This is a genomic window from Streptomyces sp. AC627_RSS907, from assembly GCF_019049165.1.
Genome location: NZ_JAGMUE010000068.1, coordinates 1 through 20,147, shown reverse-complemented (window position 1 = coordinate 20,147; position 20,147 = coordinate 1). Strand labels below are relative to the sequence as shown.

General features: G+C 73.3%; 14 protein-coding genes. 4 read left to right on the top strand and 10 right to left on the bottom strand.

Going from position 1 to position 20,147, the window contains the following annotated elements; genetic code table 11:
* The 3 genes from KUM32_RS17235 to KUM32_RS17225 all read right to left on the bottom strand — a co-directional run.
* Positions 1-981 (bottom strand): serine/threonine-protein kinase (locus KUM32_RS17235; protein WP_217142796.1); only part of this gene is annotated, 981 nt, incomplete at its 3' end.
* Positions 978-1,595 carry a hypothetical protein gene (locus tag KUM32_RS17230; protein WP_217142795.1) on the bottom strand — a complete coding sequence of 206 codons (618 nt, stop codon included), beginning with the start codon at positions 1,593-1,595 and terminating at the stop codon, positions 978-980. The genes KUM32_RS17235 and KUM32_RS17230, both read right to left, overlap by 4 nt.
* Before the next feature lie 138 nt (positions 1,596-1,733).
* Complete coding sequence (locus KUM32_RS17225; protein ID WP_217142794.1) at positions 1,734-4,022, bottom strand: N-6 DNA methylase; 2,289 nt, start codon at positions 4,020-4,022, stop codon at positions 1,734-1,736.
* 191 nt (positions 4,023-4,213) lie between these two features.
* On the opposite strand from KUM32_RS17225, the gene KUM32_RS17220 reads away from it, so the two are divergent.
* Complete coding sequence (locus KUM32_RS17220) at positions 4,214-4,711, top strand: hypothetical protein (protein WP_217142793.1); 498 nt, start codon at positions 4,214-4,216, stop codon at positions 4,709-4,711.
* Between the two features lie 74 nt (positions 4,712-4,785).
* Here the strand turns inward: KUM32_RS17220 and KUM32_RS17215 are convergent, their stop codons facing one another.
* Positions 4,786-5,583, bottom strand: a complete 798-nt coding sequence (locus KUM32_RS17215) for an HNH endonuclease family protein (protein WP_217142792.1) — start codon at positions 5,581-5,583, stop codon at positions 4,786-4,788.
* A gap of 137 nt (positions 5,584-5,720) precedes the next feature.
* Here KUM32_RS17215 and KUM32_RS17210 point away from each other — a divergent pair, with 137 nt between their 5' ends.
* Positions 5,721-5,921 (top strand): antitoxin, encoded by a 201-nt coding sequence (locus tag KUM32_RS17210; protein WP_217142791.1) that lies wholly within the window; start codon positions 5,721-5,723, stop codon positions 5,919-5,921.
* Positions 5,922-5,999: 78 nt separating this feature from the next.
* Here the strand turns inward: KUM32_RS17210 and mfd are convergent, their stop codons facing one another.
* From mfd to KUM32_RS17180, 6 genes are all read right to left on the bottom strand, one after another.
* A complete protein-coding gene (gene mfd / locus KUM32_RS17205) occupies positions 6,000-9,533 on the bottom strand; it encodes a transcription-repair coupling factor (RefSeq protein ID WP_217142790.1) in 3,534 nt (1,177 codons plus the stop codon).
* A gap of 313 nt (positions 9,534-9,846) precedes the next feature.
* The gene (locus tag KUM32_RS17200) at positions 9,847-12,414 is read right to left on the bottom strand and encodes an ABC transporter permease (RefSeq protein WP_217142789.1); all 2,568 of its coding nucleotides are present in this window, start codon (positions 12,412-12,414) and stop codon (positions 9,847-9,849) included.
* Positions 12,411-13,199, bottom strand: a complete 789-nt coding sequence (locus KUM32_RS17195) for an ABC transporter ATP-binding protein (RefSeq protein ID WP_217142788.1) — start codon at positions 13,197-13,199, stop codon at positions 12,411-12,413. Before KUM32_RS17195 ends, KUM32_RS17200 begins: the two co-directional genes overlap by 4 nt.
* Positions 13,200-13,820: 621 nt before the next feature.
* A complete protein-coding gene (locus KUM32_RS17190) occupies positions 13,821-14,705 on the bottom strand; it encodes a cellulose-binding protein (protein WP_217142787.1) in 885 nt (294 codons plus the stop codon).
* A gap of 207 nt (positions 14,706-14,912) precedes the next feature.
* A complete protein-coding gene (locus tag KUM32_RS17185) occupies positions 14,913-17,693 on the bottom strand; it encodes an SUKH-4 family immunity protein (protein WP_217142786.1) in 2,781 nt (926 codons plus the stop codon).
* 7 nt (positions 17,694-17,700) lie between these two features.
* Positions 17,701-18,729 (bottom strand): SMI1/KNR4 family protein, encoded by a 1,029-nt coding sequence (locus KUM32_RS17180; protein WP_217142785.1) that lies wholly within the window; start codon positions 18,727-18,729, stop codon positions 17,701-17,703.
* Positions 18,730-19,060: 331 nt separating this feature from the next.
* On the opposite strand from KUM32_RS17180, the gene KUM32_RS17175 reads away from it, so the two are divergent.
* On the top strand, positions 19,061-19,591 hold the full coding sequence (locus KUM32_RS17175; RefSeq protein ID WP_217142784.1) for a YwqJ-related putative deaminase: 531 nt from the start codon (positions 19,061-19,063) through the stop codon (positions 19,589-19,591).
* 191 nt (positions 19,592-19,782) lie between these two features.
* A partial coding sequence (locus tag KUM32_RS17170) for an SUKH-3 domain-containing protein (protein WP_217142797.1) occupies positions 19,783-20,147 on the top strand: 365 nt, incomplete at its 3' end.

The following is a 20,147-nucleotide window of genomic DNA, read 5'->3' as shown; positions in this document are numbered from 1 at the left end:
GTCCGGCTTCCCCGCCCCGGCGGCGGGCGGCACGGGGGCCGCCGGCCGGGGTGCGGGGGTGCGGGCGCGGTCGGGCCAGGGGGCGTGCGGGCGGACGAAGGGGCGGGTGGGGTCGAGGGGGCCGCCGGTGGGCATGGAGCGCGCGGGCAGCAGCAGCGCCAGGTGCTCGTAGACCTCCTGGGCGGAGTCGGGGCGGTGCTGCGGGTCCTTGGCGAGCAGGCGCAGGACGAGGGCTTCGAGCGACTCGGGGACCTCGGGACGGACGCGGCGCACGGGCAGCGGTGGTTCGTACAGGTGCCGGTGCAGCACCCCGAGCGCCGTCGAGCCGGCGAACGGGACGTCGCCGCTGAGCAGTTCGTGCAGGAGCACGCCGAGGGCGTAGAGGTCGGTGTACGGGCCGACGGCGCCGCCCATCGCCTGCTCGGGCGCCATGTAGGCGGGCGAGCCGACGGGCGTGCCGGTGTGGGTGAGGCGGGTGGTGTCGGCGTCCATCACGGAGGCGACACCGAGGTCGAGGACGGTGACGGTGCCGTCCTGCTTCACCATCACGTTGCGCGGCTTGAGGTCGCGGTGGACGATCGGCACGGCGTGCACGGCGCTCAGCACGGCGCACAGCTGCGCGGCGACCGCGACGGCCCACTGCCACGGGTACGGGTCGTGCTCGGCGAGGTGGTCGGAGAGGTCGGCGCCGTCCACGTACTGCATCACGAGGAACAGCTCCTCGCCCTCGCTGCCCGCGTCGTGCACCGTGACCAGGCCGGGGTGGTCGACCTGCGCGGTCACCCGGCACTCGCGCACGAACCGGCGGCGCAGCTCGTCGGCGTCCTGCCCGGCCACTCTGTCGGGACGCAGCAGCTTCACCGCCACGCGCCGGTCGAGCCGCCGGTCGTACGCCGTCCAGACCTGCCCCATGCCGCCCTGTCCGATGAGCGCGGACAGCTCGTAGCGGCCGGCGACGACACGTCCTGTCGCCATGGTCACCTTCCGCCCTCGTGGCCGCCGTCGCCGCCCTGGCCGTCGTGTCGGCGCAGGTAGTCGCTGAGTTCGTCGAGCTCGGCGCGGACCTGGTCGATGCGGGCGGGCGGGGGCGGTTGCCGGTGCGGGGGCGGCTGCACGGGAAGCTGCGGTTGCGGAACCTGGTAGGGGGCGGCCGGCGGCTGCGTCGGCGCGGCGGCGTACGGGTACGGGGCCTGCGGGTGCCCGTACCCGGCGGCCGGCGGCCGGGGCGCCATGACGCTGGGGTGGTAAGGCGACTGGTAGTGCCGGACGTCCGTGTACAGGAAGTAGCCCGCGCAGGCGCAGGCGTTGAGCAACAGGATGATCATGCCCGCGTTGCCCTTCGGGCTGCTGAAGTCGCCCGTGTTGTCGGTGGCGAGCAGGCTGAAACTGACCGCCAGGACGGCGACCGACGCCGCGAACGCCCACCAGTCGCGCGGCTTACGGGTCACGATGGCCGCCCACAGCGTCGAGACCCAGGCGAGGAACCCGATACTCAGCAGGGGCAGGGCCACGAAGAGGACACGCAGCACGACCAGCACCGCGGTCGACGGTCGACGCGGCGGCGGTGGCGGCGGCACGTAGCCCTGGCCGTGCATGGTTGCTCCTGGAGGCCTGTGGGAACCGGACGTACACCGGACGGGCCAGTGTGAGGACGAGCGTATAGGCCGACTCGGACACCAGCTCCCGTTGTACCGAACCGTAGTCGCCGCCGGCCTTTTCCCTTCCCGGGTCCGTCAGTCGGGCGCGACCGTGCCGTCCGTCAGCCCGTCGTACATCCCGCGTACGAGCCGCTCGCCGAGGCGGGCCGTGAGCCTGAGGGTCCGTTCGAAGTCGTCGAGGGCGCGGAAGCGGGCGCCGTAGCGGAGTTGGGCGTCGAGCGGGAGCCGGGGGAGCTGGAGGCGTCGGACGTCGAGGCGGGTCGCCGTGGAGGCGTAGCTGCTGGCCCGGCGGTTGTTGGCGGTGCCGCGCAGGAAACCGGCGAGGAACCAGGGGTCGAGGGCGGTGGGGTCGGGGCGCAGGAGCACGAGGTTGCGCCCCAGGGCGGCGCCGGCGGTCGCTTCGTCGATCACGCGCGCGACGGAGCCGCCGCCGAGCACGGGGACGACGACGTCCCCCTGGGCGGTCAGTACGGGTTCCTCGTCGCTCGCCGGGAGGCTTCCGGAGGGGCCGGTTCCGGACAGTACGTCGTGGTCGGTGAGCACGGGTACGCGCGCGTGGCCGCCGTTGCCGCCGGTGCGCATCACCAGGGCGCCGCCGCGGGCGAGTTCACCGACGGTGGTGAGGGGCCAGCGGGGCGCGGACCGTGCGGTGTCGGTGACCCGCGGGGTGAGGTCGGCGGTCAGGCGCAGGGTGTCGCCGAGGCGCTCGCGCAGGTCCGTGAGCTCTCCGGCGCCGTCGGCGGCCGCGGGGGGCGGCAGGTGGCGGGCGGGGGCCAGGTCGACGTCGTCGTCGAGGAGCTCGATGACCGGGAGGGAGCGTGCCAGACCGGGCCGTTCGTCCAGGCGGCCGGTGGCGTCGAAGTCCCGCCAGGCGTCGAGCACGGCTTCCCGCACGGCACGCCAGTCCGGTCCGCCGCGCTGCTCACCGGCGTGCCGCCCCACGTCGGCGAGCAGCACCTCCGGCTGCGCGGGCGCCTTCTCGGGGCGGCGCAGCACCCACAGGTGGAGCGGGAGGTTGTACGGCGGTGCCGCGCCGACGGGCAGCGCCACCACCGCCCGCAGCGCGCCCCGGCGCAGCAGGTCGGCGCGGACACGGCGGCCGGAGCGGCGGGAGGCGGCGGCCGGCGGCATGAGGAGGACGGCCGTGCCGCCGTCCTTCAGGCGGGCGAGCGCGTGCTGCACCCAGGCCAGCTCGGACTCGGTGCGGGCGGGGAAGCCGTACTCCCAGCGGGCGTCGTAGGCGAGTTCGTCATGCCCCCAGTTGCGCTCGTTGAACGGCGGGTGGCACAGGACGGCGTCCGCGCGCAGGTCGGGGAAGGCGTCCGCGCGCAGGGTGTCCCCGGCGGCGGCGCGGGCGGCGGCGCGGGTGTGCAGGGCGAGCCGGAGCGCGGCGAGGGCGGCGAGGTCCGGGGCGGCGTCCTGGAGGTACAGCTCCTGCGCGGGCCCGGCCTGCTCGGTGCGGGGGGCGGCGGCGCGCAGGAGGGTGCCGGTGCCGCAGGCGGGGTCGAGGACGGTGCGGGGCCGGCCGGCGAGGTCCGCCATGAGGTCGGCGAGGTCGGCGGGGGTGAGCGTGTACTGGCGGGGGTTGGCGTCGAGGTGCCGGCCGAGCAGGAACTCGAAGGCCTTCCGGGTCCCGAGTTCGGCGGCCAGTTCGGCGGTGCCGCGCAGGAGGGGGGCGGAGGCGAGGAGGGCGGGGCCGGTTGGGGTGCGTACGGCGGGCGGAGTGTGAACCATCGGCGGGGTGTTCACAGCGACCGGTGCCTTCACGGAGTGCTCCGTGTGAACGGCGTCGGCCGCCCGGCCACCGGAGCTCGGGTTCACAGCGGGCGACGCCGCCGGTGCGGGCCCGGTTGCGGGCCCGGTTGCAGGTGCGGGCCCGGTTGCGGGCTCGGCTGCGGCCTCCGTTGCGACCTCCGTCGCGGCCCCGGCGGCCGCACTCCGCGCGCGGGCTCGGCGCCCCTTGCGCACCGCCCCGAAACGCGGCGTCAGCACCTGGTCCAGCGCCTCGGGCAGCATCGCCGCGAGGCGTTCGTCCGAGCCGGCGCTCAGGTCCAGCCACAGCGTGGGGCGGTCGTGGATCAGCAGCAGGACGCAGCCGGCGTGGGTGAGGGCGGTGACCGGCCCCTCGGGGTGGCCCACGAGCTGCTGCCAGACCCGTTCCCGCAGCGGGACTTCGGCGAGTTTGCCGTGGTCCCGCAGCCAGCCCTCCACCGCGGCGAGGGCGAAGGAGGGGCTGGTCTCGGTGCCGCCGACCGGCTTGGGGAAGTCGGCGTGCCGACGGCGCCAGTTGCTCACGGCCGCTCGGCCGACACCGGCGAGCCGCGCGATCCCGGCTGCGGTCACTTCTGTCGCGTTGTCCTGCACCCGCACGGCTCCCTCGTCGCTTGTGTGACGCCGAGCATACCGACGCACACGCGTTCGCCCCGATTCACGACCGTGTACACACCCAACCCTGTGAACTTGGTTGACTCGGTTCACACCATCTGTTCTTATTGACCCCGCGAACGGGCGGTCGCCGAGAGGAGGCGGTCGCGGCATCGGGAGGGGACATAGTCATGGGCATGAAGACCAGGGTCGCGCTGGGCGCTGTCGTGGGTCTCGCCATCATCGGCGCGGTGTCGGCGAACTCGGGCGACGGGGGCAGCGACGGCGCGAGCGACAGCCGGACCTCCGTCGGCGCGAACGAGAAGCCCGGCGGCGCGAAGGCGGACGGCAAGTCCGACGCGAAGCCCGCCGAGGACAAGGCCGCCGAGGGCAAGGCCGCCGAGAAGGCGTCCCAGGCCGACCAGTTCAAGGCGTTCGTGGAGAAGAACGGAACGCCCACGGAGAAGCAGGCCGTCTCCCACGTCACCAAGGTGCAGGGCGCCGACGAACAGAACGACGTCCTCGACGCCGCCGACGTCTACACCGACTTCACCGGCGGCATCATGGGCGAAGGCACGGGTCCCGCCAAGTTGATCGCCTCAGCGTTCGCCGACTGGAAGCAGAGCGAGAACGGCCTCGTCACCGTCTACGACGCCGACGGCGAGATCCTCGGCAACGGCAACTTCTGACCGCGGATTCCGGGCTCCGGTCCCGCGCCCGGGGACGCGGCCCCCGGATCGGGCCCCCGGATCGCGCCGCCGCTTCAGCCGCCGCACTGCCGCAGCATCGCCTGCCGGTCCGGCGCGGTCACCGCCAGCTCGTACTTGACGGCGACCTGCGCGAAGCGGACCGCGTACGCGCACCGGATCGACTTGGCCGGCGGGAGCCAGGACGCGGGACCGGAGTCCCGCTTGGCCGAGTTCGCCCGGCCTTCGACCGGGAGCAGGTTGAGCGGGTCGTTCGCCAGTTGTTCGCGCTTGCTCTCCGTCCACCGCGAGGAGCCCATCTGCCAGCTGTAGGAGAGCGGCACGACGTGGTCGATCTGGACCTCGCTCGCCTCCTGCTTGCGCCACTCGATGGTCGTCCCGGTGTACGGATCGTCCAGCGTCATCGAGATGACCACGCAGTCCGAGCCGGAGCGGAAGCGCAGCTTCTGGCCATCGCGTTTCAGCAGGTCGTTCCGCGTGTCACAACCGTTCCGGGCGAGGGGCACGCCGTCGGCCGTGTCCGTCCAGGCGTAGCCGAACTCGTCGCGGTCGTACCCCGTCCCGGGTCCGCGGCCCTTGGTCTTCAGTCCATCGATGAGCCTGCGGGCCGTCGCCTCGGCGGTGTCGCCCGCGACCGGGGCGAGGCCGGGCCCGGTTCCGTCCGGGTTGCGCAGCGGGCTGACCGCCCGCCCCTGCGCGGCCTGCCCCTGGGCCTGTCCCTCCGCCGGGGCGTCGGCACCGCCGCCCGAGGACGGGGCCCCGTCGTCCTCGGCGCCCTCGCATCCGGTGAGCAGGGCCAGCACGAGGGCGGCGCCCGCGGCCCATCCGGAACGGATCCTGCTGTACCGCCTCATACGGGCCCCTCCCCTTGCTGTGTCGCCACCACCACGGTAGCGACGGAGAGGTCCAGACCATATAGGGCCTTTAGTGGGCAAGCGGGACATATCTGCCGTACCGTCGACAGTGAGTCACGTCTCGGAAGGAGCTCTGCATGGGCATCCTCGACAAGATGAAGAGCATGGCGGGCAAGGACAAGGACAGGTCAAGGAAGATCTCCGACACCGCCGAACGCCAGGTCAACCAGAGGACCGGCGGCAAGTACGAGAAGCAGGTCGACGCCGCGCAGCAGCAGGCCGAGGGCAAGCTCGGCTTCGGACGCGAGCGGGGCCGTGACCGCCCGGAGCAGCAGTAAGCAGGTGGCTCCCCCACATCTCGAACACGACGAAGCCGTCCACGGGCCTGTCCCCGTGGACGGCTTCTTCCGTGGAGGCTACGACCCCAGGATCGAGGTCAGGAACTCGCCCACCCAGCCGAGCAGTTCCCGCCCGACCAGCGGCTTGCCGCCCACCTTCGCGGTCTTCGGGCGCGGCACGAGCACCTGGTGGGTGCCCGCCTTGATGACGCTCCCGGGGTAGAGCCGCTTGAGCCGCAGTTCCTGGGACTCGCGCAACTCCACCGGCGCGAACCGGATGTTGTTGCCTTGGAGCACGATCTCGCCGACGGCGCACGCCCGCGCGAGCATGCGCAGGCCCGCGACGAGCAGCAGGTTCTCCACCGGCTCCGGCAACTTGCCGTAGCGGTCGACGAGTTCCTCCCGTACGGCCTTGATGTCCTCTTCGCTGTTGGCGGCGGCGATGGACCGGTACGCCTGGAGCCGCAGCCGCTCGCCGGGGGCGTAGTCGTGCGGGACGTGCGCGTCGACCGGCAGCTCGATCTTGACCTCGAGCGGCGGCTCCTCCTCCACGCCGCCCTCCAGCGAGGCCCGGTAGTCCGCGACCGCCTCGCCGACCATGCGCACGTACAGGTCGAAGCCGACGCCCGCGATGTGGCCGGACTGCTCGCCGCCGAGCAGGTTGCCGGCGCCGCGGATCTCCAGGTCCTTCATCGCCACGTACATGCCCGCGCCCATCTCGGTGTGCTGGGCGATGGTGGCGAGCCGCTCGTGGGCGGTCTCCGTCAGCGGCTTCTCCGGCGGGTAGAGGAAGTAGGCGTAACCGCGCTCACGGCCACGGCCGACCCGGCCGCGCAGCTGGTGGAGCTGGCTGAGGCCGAAGTTGTCGCCGCGCTCGACGATCAGGGTGTTGGCGTTGGAGATGTCGATGCCGGACTCGACGATGGTCGTGGAGACGAGCACGTCGAACTTCTTCTCCCAGAAGTCGACCACCACCTGTTCGAGGGCCTGCTCCGACATCTGTCCGTGAGCGGTGGCGATGCGCGCCTCGGGGACGATCTCGCGCAGCCGGGCCGCCGCGCGGTCGATGGACTCGACGCGGTTGTGGATGTAGAAGACCTGGCCCTCGCGCAGCAGCTCACGGCGGATCGCGGCGCCGATCTGCTTCTGCTCGTAGGGGCCCACGAAGGTCAGCACCGGGTGGCGTTCCTCGGGCGGGGTGGTGATCGTCGACATCTCGCGGATGCCGGTGACCGCCATCTCCAGGGTGCGCGGGATGGGAGTGGCGGACATGGTCAGGACGTCGACGTTGGCCCGGAGCTTCTTCAGCTGCTCCTTGTGCTCGACGCCGAAGCGCTGCTCCTCGTCGACGATGACCAGGCCGAGGTCCTTGAACTTCGTCTCGGAGGAGAAGAGCCGGTGGGTGCCGATGACGACGTCCACCGAACCCTCCCGCAGGCCCTCCAGGGTCGCCTTCGCCTCGGTGTCGGTCTGGAAGCGGGACAGCGCCTTCACCTTCACGGGGAACTGGGCGTACCGCTCGCTGAACGTCCCGAAGTGCTGCTGCACCAGCAGGGTCGTCGGGACGAGCACGGCCACCTGCTTGCCGTCCTGCACGGCCTTGAAGGCGGCGCGGACCGCGATCTCGGTCTTGCCGTAGCCGACGTCACCGCAGATCAGGCGGTCCATGGGGACCGTCTTCTCCATGTCGTCCTTGACCTCGGCGATGGTGGTGAGCTGGTCCGGGGTCTCCGCGTAGGGGAAGGCGTCCTCCAGCTCGCGCTGCCAGGGGGTGTCCGCGCCGAACGCGTGGCCGGGCGCCGCCATCCGGGCGCTGTAGAGCTTGATCAGGTCGGCGGCGATCTCCTTGACCGCCTTCTTCGCGCGCGCCTTGGTCTTGGTCCAGTCGGCGCCGCCCAGACGGTGCAGGGTGGGGGCCTCGCCGCCGACGTACTTGGTGATCTGCTCCAGCTGGTCGGTGGGGATGTAGAGCCGGTCGCCGGGCTGGCCGCGCTTGGCGGGGGCGTACTCCACGACCAGGTACTCGCGGGTGGCGCCCTGCACGGTGCGCTGGACCATCTCGATGTAGCGGCCGACGCCGTGCTGCTCGTGGACGATGTAGTCGCCCGTCTCCAGGGTCAGCGGGTCGATGGTCTTGCGGCGCCGGGCCGGCATCCGGGCGCCCTCGCGGCCGGCGGCCTTCTGGCCGGTCAGGTCGGTCTCGGTGAGCACGGCGAGCTTGAGCGCCGGGTCGACGAAGCCGTGGTCGATCGAGCCGCAGGAGACGTGCACGACCGAGGGGGACAGCTCGTCCAGGTCGTTGTCGAGGCGGGCGGCGATGCCCTCGCCGCCGAGGACCTCGACGGTGCGGGCGGCCGGGCCGTGGCCCTCGGTGACGTACACCGTGCGCCAGCCGTCGGCGAGCCAGCCCTTGGTGTCGGCCAGCGCCTTGGCCGTGTCGCCGCGGTAGGTGTCGGGGGCGTGCATGCCGAGCTTGAGGGTGTCGGCGTCGTCCAGCGCGTCGTCGGCGGCGAACGGCGACACCGACCACCACATCATGTCCAGCTCGCGGGCCCGTTCCCGGACGTCCGCGATGGACCACAGGGAGGCCGCGTCGACGTCGATCGGCGCCTCTCCGCCGCCGGCGGTGGCCGCCCAGGAGGCCTGGAGGAACTCCTGCGACGTGGCGACCAGGTCGGCGGCGCGGGTCCGCACCCGCTCCGGGTCGCACACCAGGGCCATGGCGCCCTTGGGCAGCACGTCCAGCAGCAGTTCCATGTCGTCGACGAGGACGGGGGCCAGGGACTCCATGCCCTCGACCGCGATGCCCTCGGCGATCTTGCCGAGCAGTTCGCCCAGCTCGGGGTGGTCCTCGGCGAGGGCACGGGCGCGCTCGCGGACGTCGTCGGTGAGCAGCAGCTCACGGCAGGGCGGGGCCCACAGGCCGTGCTCGGCGACCTCGAGGGAGCGCTGGTCGGCGACCTTGAAGTAGCGGATCTCCTCGACGTCGTCGCCCCAGAACTCGACGCGGAGGGGGTGCTCCTCGGTCGGCGGGAAGACGTCCAGGATGCCGCCGCGCACGGCGAACTCGCCGCGCTTCTCCACCAGCTCCACGCGCGCGTACGCGGCGGCTGCCAGGGCCTCGACGATCTCGTTCAGGTCGGCGTTCTGTCCGGTGCGCAGTGCCACCGGCTCCAGGTCGCCCAAACCCTTGACCTGGGGCTGGAGTACGGAGCGTACGGGGGCGACGACGACGGAGACCGGGCCGGTCTCCGGGTCGTCGGGACGGGGGTGGGCCAGGCGCCGCAGGACGGCGAGGCGGCGGCCGACGGTGTCGCTGCGGGGGCTGAGCCGCTCGTGCGGGAGGGTCTCCCAGGAGGGGTACTCGACGACGCCCTCCGGGGGCAGCAGTGAGCGCAGGGCCGCGGCCAGGTCCTCGGCCTCGCGTCCCGTCGCCGTCACCGCCAGCACGGGACGGCCCGTCTCGCGGGCCAGGGCGGCGACCGAGAGGGCGCGGGCCGCGGGAGGGCCGACCAGGTCGACGTGCATGCGGTTGCCGTCTGCGGCCGCCGAGATCGCTTCCGCGAGGGCGGTGTCCTTGACGACGGCGTCGAGCAGACCGTGCAGGCTCATGGAGGGGGCGCTTTCCGTCCTGGGTGGCAACACGAATAACCCGACGCGGTGAGGGCCGGGGGTCTCCAGCGTACGTCGCTGCGGTCGCCGGTGCCGGGGGCTGTGGATGACGTCCGGTGCCGGGGTGGTCGGCGCGGCGGTGGCCCACCGGGGGTTCCGCCCCCTGGACCCCCGGGCCTGCGCCCACCGACCGCCCGACTCCGTCAGCCGAAAGGTGACGGTGGCGTGGAAAGGGGCCCGGCGCCGGTGTCCTCAGGACTGCCGGTGCCGGGCCCTCCCCCGCAACCCCCGTGTGCGGTGGCTGTCGGGTCGCCTACTCCGTGGCGATCGCGTTCAGGACGTTCATGCGGCCCGCCCGGAACGCCGGGATCAGCGCGGCGAACAGGCCCACGAAGGCCGAGCCGATGAAGACCCCGATGATCGTCGGCCAGGGGATGTCGAGGACGTTCAGTCCCTCCAGCGCGAGCAGCTTCTGCGCCGTGGCGCCCCAGCCCATGCCCAGCCCCAGGCCCAGCAGGGCGCCGAAGAGGGCGATGACCACGGACTCCAGGCGGATCATCCGGCGCAGCTGGCGGCGGGAGAGGCCGATCGCCCGCATCAGGCCGATCTCGCGGGTCCGTTCGACCACCGACAGCGCGAGCGTGTTCACCACACCGAGGATCGCGACGATGATCGCCAGGGCGAGCAGGCCGTAGACCATGTTCAGCAGCTGGCCGACCTGGTCCTTCAGCTCCTGCTTGTAGTCCGTCTGGTCGCGCACCTGGTACTGCGGGTACGCGTCCAGCGACTTCTTCAGCGCCGCGTACGCCTGCTCGGTCTGGCCGTCCGCCGCCTTGGCGAACATGATCGTGTTCGGCGGGATGCTGTCGGCCGGCAGGTACTTGCGCATCGTCTCGATGCTGATGTACCGCGCGCCCTGGTCGATGGCCACGTCGTCGTCCGTGATGGCGGCGACCTTGAGCTTCGCGGTCTCACCGCCCTTGAAGGCGACGGAGATCGTGTCGCCGACGCGCACGCCGTGCTTCTTCGCGTAGTCCGTGCCGACCGACATGGCGTCCGGCCCGTAGGCGGCGGAGAGCTCGCCCTGCGTCGTCGCGCGGTTCACGTCCTCGGCGTAGGTCGGGTCGGCGGCCGTGACGCCGTCGTCGTCGGTCTTGCCGTCGGGCGAGGTCAGCGTGGCGTCGAGCATCTTGTACCGGGTGACGTGCTCCAGGCCGGGCGTGTCCTGCATCGCCTTCTCGGCCTGCGGCACGATCCGCTGGTTGCCCTGGACGATGAAGTCGGCGCCGACCGTCTTGTCGAGCTCGCTCGTGGCGGAGGCGACCATCGAGGAGCCGACCACCGAGAGGCAGGCCACCAGCGCCAGGCCGATCATCAGGGCGGCGCCCGTGGCGCCGGTGCGGCGCGGATTGCGCAGGGCGTTGCGCTCCGCCATGCGGCCCACCGGGCCGAAGGCCCGCAGCAGCACCGCGCTGATCACCCGCACCACGAAGCCGGCCAGCAGCGGGCCGATGACGACGAAGCCGATGAGGGACAGCACGATGCCCGCGCCGAGCATCAGCGCGCCCTCGCTCGCCTTGTCGGCGGCGGCTGCCGTGAACAGGGCCACGGCACCGGCGCCGGTGAGGATCAGGCCGATCAGTCCGCGTATCCAGCCGGCCCTGCCGTCGGCCGGGGTGCCCGCGTCGCGCAGGGCGGCCATCGGGGAGACCTTGCCGGCGCGGCGGGCCGGCAGGTAGGCGGCGAGGACGGTGACCACGACGCCGAGGACCAGGCCGACCACGGGGGTGGCCGTCTTGACGGTCAGGTCGTCGGTGGACAGGTTCATGCCCGCCGCCGACATCAGCTTCATCAGACCGACGGCGATCCCGACCCCCGCCGCGACACCGAGGACGGAACCGACGATGCCGAGGAGCAGCGCCTCGACCAGCACGGAGCGGTTGACCTGGCGGCGGGAGGAGCCGATGGCCCGCATCAGGCCGATCTCGCGGGTGCGCTGGGCGACCAGCATGGAGAAGGTGTTGATGATCAGGAAGATGCCGACCAGGAACGCGATGCCGGCGAAGCCGAGCATGGCGTACTTGATGACGTTCATGAACTCGCCGAAATCCTTGCGGTTCTCGTCGGCGTTCTCCTTGGCCGTCTGCACCTTGTAGGTGTCGTCGCCCAGGGCCGTGGCGACGTTCCGCTTGAGCTGCGCGTCGGAGACACCGGACGCGGCGGTGACGTTGAACTGGGTGAACTTGCCGGTCCCGCCGAGCAGTTCGCGCTGGGCGGTGGGCGTGTCGAAGTAGATGACGGCGGCGCCGGGGTTGGTCACCGTGAAGGAGGCGATGCCGACGATCCGGGCCTTGAAGTCGCCGGTCTGCGCGATGGTGCGCAGTTCGTCACCGAGCTTCAGGTCGTGCTTGTCGGCGGTGTCGGCGTCGACCATCGTCTCGGTCGGCCCGCGCGGGGCGTGCCCGGAGGTGATCTCCATGGACCGCAGGTCGTTCTTGGTCCAGTTGCCGGCGATGGTCGGGGCGCCGCTGGTGGCGCCCACGTTGTCGTTGTCGCTGTCGACGACGGTCACGTTCATCGAAGCGACGGCGCCCTCGGCGGACTTGACGCCCTCGGCCCCCCGGATCTTCTCCAGCGCGGAGGCCGGCAGCGCCTCGGGCACGCCGCTCTGCGGGGTGTCCTCGTCCCCGGCGTCCTTCGGCATGACCGTCACGTCGGAGGAGGTGACCGCGAACAGTTTGTCGAAGGTGGTGTTCATCGTGTCCGTGAACACCAGGGTGCCGCACACGAACGCCACCGACAGCAGCACCGCCACCGCCGAGAGCGCCATACGGCCCTTGTGCGCGAAGAAGTTGCGCATCGAGGTCTTGACGACGGTCATGACGTGCGCCCCCGGGCGTCGAAGTCCTTCATGCGGTCGAGGACGGCGTCCGCGGTCGGCCTGTGCATCTCGTCCACGATGCGGCCGTCGGCGAGGTACAGCACCCGGTCCGCGTAGCTGGCGGCCACCGGGTCGTGGGTGACCATCACGATGGTCTGGCCCAGGTCGTCGACCGACTGCCGCAGGAAGCCCAGCACTTCGGCGCCGGCGCGCGAGTCGAGGTTTCCGGTCGGCTCGTCACCGAAGATGATCTCGGGCTGCGCCGCCAGTGCCCGCGCCACCGCGACCCGCTGCTGCTGGCCGCCGGAGAGCTGGGTGGGACGGTGCTTGAGCCGCCCGGCGAGCCCCACGGTCTCCACGACCCGGTCCAGCCACGCGCGGTCGCACTTGCGTCCGGCGATGTCCATGGGCAGCGTGATGTTCTCGAGCGCGTTCAGCGTCGGGAGCAGGTTGAACGCCTGGAATATGAAGCCGATCCGGTCCCGGCGCAGTTGCGTGAGCTTCTTGTCCTTCAGGCCGGTGATCTCGGTCTCGTCCAGGTAGATCTGTCCGCCGGTCACGGTGTCCAGGCCGGCCAGGCAGTGCATGAGCGTGGACTTGCCGGAGCCCGACGGTCCCATGATCGCGGTGAACTGGCCGCGGGCGATGTCCACGTCCACGTGGTCGAGGGCGACCACCCGGGTCTCGCCCGAGCCGTACGCCTTGACGACCTGCCGCGCTCGCGCGGCAACGGCCGTACGCCCTCCAGTGCTCCCGTGCCTGGGAATGGTTACGGCCGATGTCATGGCAAGTCTCCTATGTCGGTCATCAAGTGAGCCGTCGGTGCCGTCGGTGCCCGCCGGGCGGTACCGATGTGCGTGTCGCTGCTACGTCGAAGAGTCTGGCCGGAACAAGGGGCCGGCCGCGCTGGTGTTCAGCGCACTCTTTTACTGGGGAAAACCCCACCCCCGCAGGTCCGGTTCACCGCCCCCCGGCGGCGTAAAGCCAGATTAAGGACGCCGCCGGGTCCGTCTCGTCCTCCGTCGGTACGAACCCTCCCCGACCCGTAGTACGGAGGTACCCCTAGGGGCAGTCCCCCCGTGGGCGGAGCCGGCCTCGGGGTCGCCTCCACCCTTGGACGCACCGAGCATCCACCCTTCCGCCGCGTCAGGGTCAACCGGAACGGCCGCTTCACCGTGCGGAGTTGCGCCGGAGGCGACCGCCGCCGCCAGGATCCGCCGGGCGCGGCCCCCGAGGCCGGCGGCGTCCGCACACACCGGGCCGCTCGGTTCGGCCTCACCCGACGGCGTTTCACCAGCGGGGTCTGTCGCGGACTGCGGCCGGCGGCTCCGTCACGGCGCTGGTCCTGACGCCGGGCCCCGGCCCGGCCTCCGTCCCGGCCGGTGCCGCGCGGGCCGGCCCCGGGGTCAGTCCACCGCCCGCCCCGTCAGTGAGCGCAGGCTGCTGCGCGCGGAGGCCATGTGCGCCTGCACGTCGTCCCACCGGTCCCCGTGCTCGCGCAGCACCCGCTCCGTCTCACGGGCGATCCGCTCCTCACGAGCCCGGGCCTCGGCGACCACCTCGGCCGCCAACGCCCGGGCCTCCTGCTGCCAGCGCGCGGCCACCGCCTCGGCGTCGGCCAGGGCACGCTCCGCCTCGTACAACTCCCGCTCGGCGCGCGCCAACGCCTCCGCGAGGCGCGCGTCCAGGGTCCGCGCCCGTTCGGCCTCCTCCTGCTCGGCGGCGGCCCATCGTTCGGCGTGCTCCCTGCTCTGCTCACCGAGCATCCCGGTGGTACGCCCGCGCATCTCACGCAACACGGTCAGGGCCTCGGCCCGCCCCGCCTTCACCTCGCGCCGTGCCGCGATCCGTACCTCGTCGGCCGCCGCGCGCGCGGCGAGCAGCCGCTGGCGGGCCCACTCGTCGGCCTCGGCGCGTACGGCTTCGGCGTGCGCCCGCGCGGTCTCGCGCACGCCGGTCGCGTGCGCCCGCGCGTCTTCCATCAGCTCCTCCGCCGCACGCCGCGCGCCCTCCCGTACGGCCCGCGCCTCCTCTTCCCCGAGCTGGAAGAGGCGCCGCGCGCGCTCCCCGAGCGCCGCGTAGTCCTGCGGGGCGAGCCCTGCCACCGTCTCCCGCAGCCGCTCCAGTTCCGTGCCCATCTCCCGGGCGAGCACGGTGAGCCGGGCCACCCGCTCCCACGCGGCGTCCCGCTCGCCGGAAAGGGCCTCGGCACACGCGTCGGCCTGTTCGGGTCGGTAGCCACGTCCCCGTACGACCACGAAGCCGTGCGGCGACGCCGATGCGCTGCTCATGCCGGATCCCCTGTTCGCCGGAGTCTCACCCGATTCAATGACAATCCGCGCATATCCTTATGGATCGATACGAATCATTCATAATGTGACACTCCGACACGCTGCCGCGGCGGCGACCCGCCACGGGAAAGGGGCCGGGCCCGGTCGCACACGAGAGCGACCGGGCCCGGCCCCTGAGAAGCCGACGGTGTCAGCGGCGCTGCCGCCTCACAGCAACCCGTCCCACATCTGCTCCAGCAGCACCGACCACCAGCTCTCCGGCGAGCCGAGCGCCGCCGGGTCCAGCGCGGCCAGCTGGGCCTGGAAGTCCACCGTCCAGCGACCCGCCTGCTCCTGGTTCAGACCGAACCTGAGCCGCCACATCCGGCCCAGCAGCGCCAGGGAGCGCGCGAACTCCGGCAGCCCCGTGTTCACGAACTGCGGCGGCACGGGCGCACCGCCCGGCCCCGCCTCCACCGGCACCGCCACGATGGCCGCCGTGCCGTACTGCACGCAGATCGCGCGTCCGAAGTCACTGCCCACGACGAGGTACGAGCCCGCGTCCGGGGCCGGCTGCACCCCCCGCTCGGCCGCCAGCTCCGCCAGCGTCGGCACCGGACGCCCCGGCTGGGCCTGCGCCCAGAAGAAGGGCCCCATGTCCATCGGCAGACCCGCCGTCACCAGCGTGTGCGCCACGACCGGCGGCACACCCTGCCGGGAGACCGCGGCCTGCTCGAACCGGAAGATCCCCGGACCGAACGCGGCCCCCAGCTCCTGCCCGATGGCCTCCGGCGGAAGCGGCGGCACCGGCTGCACCGGCGGCAGCGGCGCACGCACCGGCGCCGGACGCGCCGGCCCGTCGGCCACCTGGTGCAGCTCACCCTGGTGGGCGAGCAGCTGCTGCATGCCCTGCTGCCTGCTCGCGTGGTCGGTGCCGTACGGCGCGATCGACGTGATCCGTGCCTGCGGCCACTGCTCCCGGATCATCCGCGCGCAGTACGCGCCCGGCAGCTCGCACGACTCCAGCTCCGTGTGCAGCTCCAGCACCTGGTCCGGTGGCACGTTCATGGCCCGCAGCTCGTGGAAGATCTGCCACTCCGGGTGCGGCGTGCCCGGCGCCGAACGCCGGATCAGCTGCTGCTCGGACCCGTCCTGCGCGCGGTAGCGCAGGACGGCCTGGTAGCCCGGACCGACGGTCGGCAGACCGGCGGGCTGCTGCGGGTAGCCGTACGCCGGCGGCTGACCGGGACCGGGCTGACCGGGCTGACCGGGAGGCGGCATCGCGCCGGGCGGCACCGCGCCGGGCGGCACCGCGCCGGGCGGCATGGGCGGTGCGGCACCGGGGGCACCCGGAGCGCCCGGGGGCGGCGGAGGCGTGCCGGGGCCGCCGGCCGGCGGCGCGGCCAGCACGGTCTGGGCGTGGTGCACGGCACCGCCCGCGCCGCCCGAGGAACCCTGAGCCGCGCCGGGCGCGCCGGGCGCGGAGGGAGGCGGCGGCACACCCGGACCAGCAGGCGCGCCCGGTGCGCCGGGGGCGCGGGGAGGTGCGGGCGGCGGGCCGGGAGGCTGAGGTGCCCCACCGCCCGTCCGGCCCGGGTCGGCCAGCATCGTGGCGGCATGGTGCATCCCGCCCGGCGGCGTCCCACCGGGGGCGCTCGGCGGGGGCGGCGTACCCGGCGCGCCCGGACGCCCCGGACCGGCCGGGGGCTGCGGAGCGCCACCCGGCGGAGGCGGCGTACCCGGACCGGCCGGAGGCTGCGAGGCGCCGCCCTGCGAAGGCGCCGCACCCGGCGCACCCGGACCGCCCGGACCACCCGGACCACCCGGAAGCTGCGAACCCCCCGGCGGAGGCGGCGTACCCGGCCCCCCCGTCCCCTCGGGACCGAGCGACGACACGAGTTGCGTCGGCACGTAACCGCCTGCCGGCGCACCCGGCGCACCCGGCGCATGCGGCCCCGACGGCGGCGGAGGCGTACCACCGGGGCGCGCGCCCGGCACCCCCGGAGCACCCGGCGGAGGCGGCGTGGTCGCGCCACCGCCCCGGCGCGGTGGGGGCGCCGCCTTGCTGGTCGCGGCATCGGCGATGTCCCCGGCGTCCGGCGCGAGCGGCCGGGTCGGCGGGGCCGGCGAGGCCGGCGGTGCCGACGCGTCCGGACCGGCCGGCGGCGTACCCGCCCCCGCGGAGGCGGCCGGCGCGCTCGGGTCGTCGATCGCGGGCGCGAGCGCCGTCGGCGGAAGCTGACTGCCCCCCGACATCAGCGCCGTCTTGGCGTCCGGCGTCGTCGAGGGCGGCGGCGTACCGTCGTCGGGACCGCTCAACGGCGGCGCGAACACGGTCTCGGGCAGCGGTACGGAACGGTCCTCACCGGCGTCCCCGTTGGTGTCGGTCCCCGCCCAGGGCGTCGCCCCGGCCGGCGCACCCGGCGCCCCGGAAGCGGCACCGGGACCGCTGCCCCCGGCCGCCGGCCACGCCGCCCCGCTCCGCTGTCCGCCCGCCGAAGCGGCGGGCGCAGCCGGAGTCGCGGGCCCGGCGGGGGCCGACGGAGTCCCCGTCCCGGTCCCGGGGAGCGCGCCCGTACCGGCGCCCGCGGTGGCGCCACCGGCGGCGTCGTGATCCTCCTGCCGCCGATCCGGAATGCCCAGCTTGTCCGCCGCCTCCTGCAGCCACTCCGGCGGAGTCAGCAAGAACGACGTCTGGTTCAGGTCCACCCGCGCCGCGGGAGCCGGCGCCGGCTCCCCGGCCTCGTCGGGACGGCCGTACTCCTCCTCGTACCGGCGGATCACCTCACCCACCGGCAGGGCCGGCCACAGCGTCGCCTCACCGCTGTCCCGCGCGAGCACCAACCGCTGCGCGCCGCCGTCCGAGCGCGGCCCGTCCGCACGGTCCTCGGCCCACACCACGAACCCCAGGTCGAACTCCCGCACCCGCACCTCGCGATGCTGGTACGCCGGCAGCTCGCCGTTGACCCACTCCTCCGCGCGCTCCTGCGCCTGCGCGAACGTCACCATCGTCAGCTCACTCCCCGCCCGCGGACACCGGCGCCGCGGGCACCGCACGCGCGAAACCGCCGTCCACCATCAGGTTCGCCACCGTCTCCAGCTCCGGCGGAGAACCCGCCAGCCGCGACAGGAACGCGTCGAAGTCCTCACCGCACGGCAGCAGCAACCGCTCCACCCGCTCCGCCGGCGGCCACGCCGGATCCACGTCCCGCGCGTCGTCGTACGCGCAGAACCACACCGAACCGATCCGCTCGCCCTTCACCTTCACCGCGAGCAGACCGCCCTGGACGAACGCGACGCCCAGGTAGTCCTTCGTCAGGTGGTCCCGCAGGCACTTGTTGACGTACACCAGGTCGTTGACCGCCGCCTCCTCACGCACCGTGAAGAACGGCTGGTCCACCAGCAGACCCAGCTCCGCGTCCAGCGCCGTACCCACCGGCGCGCACCCGCCCGCCGCCTTCAGGAACGAGCGGTACGCACCCGGCAGCCGGTACCCGAGGTCCTCCTCGACCTCCTGCACCTGCTGCTCCGACACCGCCAGACCCGACTTCGGCAGCCCGAAGTGCACCGGGCGCGTCTCCTGCAACGGGCGCGTGCCCCGCTTGCCCTGGTCCACCGCCGCCGTCGCGAGCCCGCCGTGATGACGCAGCAGCGCCTTCACCTCGACCGGGACCAACTCCATCCGCCGCGACCCGGGCACGTGATGCCACGTCCAGCCGTGCGGCGTCGCCACCGCCGGCACCGTGTCCCACAACTCGTGCCCCGACGCCGACAACGCCGCGTTCGCCGACACGTAGTCCGTCAGCCGCAACTCGTCGACCCCGAATCCCTCCGGCGGCTCCGCGATCTCCGCGACCGCACGGGCGTACGGCGCGAAAACGGGATAACCGCCCTCGTCCACCCGTACCCCTCTCGGGTGACGGGCCGCCCGCACCGGATCCGGGAAGTGCACGACCTGCCCGGCGTAGGCCGCGTTCGGCGGCGCGGCGTGTCCCCCAGCCTGGCGGCTGGGCGGTGCCCCCAGCCCGAGCCGACCTGTCGTCATGGCGGTTGCCCCCTGCGGCGTCTGTCTGATCTGTCTGATCCGGGTCTGCACTGTCCGGACCGCCCAGGGCCGTCTGCACTGCCTGGACCGTCCGGACTGTCTGGTTCACCGCACGCGATAGCGGTGGCGACAGCCTATGCGGTACGACGTCGCCGGTCACCGGCAGCGGACATCGCACCGACGCCCGCCCTTCCGCTTCCGTGACCAGCCGTCACCCTCTCGTGACGCACCGCCCACGCACGGGCGTGTCGCCACGCCCCAGCTTCCGCACGAGCCACGCCATTTGGCACCCTGTGACCTCCGGGGGGATGCTCAGGAGGGGAAAATGATCATGAGTGCGACACAGACGGGCCCGCACACCGACCGGTCCGACGATCCCGGCAGCGGTGACCCCCGCATCGGCTGGAGCGCCACCGACGCTCTGCACATCCCCGTCCTCCGTCACCGCCGCGACGGCATCCTCCCCACCGTCGCCGCCGCCCTCTCCGTCCGCGGCACCACCCTCACCGGCACCGCCACCCGCGCCGACACGCCCCCCGCCCTGCACCACCTCGTGCAGGACTTCCTCGACGCCCTCACCAGCGGCCAACGCGACCGCTACACCGGCCGCTGCGCCGAGACCATCCTCATCTCGCGGCACCTCACCACCGCCGACGCCGCCCGCAGCAAGCGCGCCTCCCGGAAACCCATGACCAACGGCGAGGCACGCAAGGCCCTCAGACACGCCAAACTCACCACCCGCCGCATCCGCGAGGACGGCGATCCCCTCCACGGCAGCTTCGCCCCACCCTGCCGCGCCTGCACCGCCCTCAGCGCCCACTTCGGCGTCCGCGTCGTCGACCCGACCACCCACGACGACTGACCCCACCGCAGACGGCCGACCCCACGCAGACGGCCGGCCCGCAGCAGACGACCGACCCGCAGCAGACGACCGACACCACCACAGGCACCCCACGCCGACCCGTGACGCCCGTGACGCCCGTGACGCCCGTGACGCCCGTGACGGACCAGACGACCGAGACGACCGAGACGACCGAGACGAACCAAGGGCAGATGCACGCCGACCGCACCTCCACCACCCGCTTCCCCGTCCCCGTCGACGCCGCCCTGCGCGACGCCGGCTGGCACCCCGGACGCTGGGACATCAAGCAGGCCGAGATCTGGGCCGACGCCCTGCGCGAGCACACCTCACCGGCCGGGCACCGCCACACCGTCTTCCCCGCCGCCGTCGAGGCCTGGGCCGAATTCGGCGGCCTGCACATCGCCCCCACCGGCCCCGGCCGTCAGATCGCCCCCGCCACCCTCCACCTCGACCCCCTCCACGGCCTCCACATGGCCCGCACCCTCGGCGACCTCGGCCGCGCCCTCGACACCCAGACCTGCCCCCTCGGCGCCGAGACCGACAGCCAGGCCCTCAT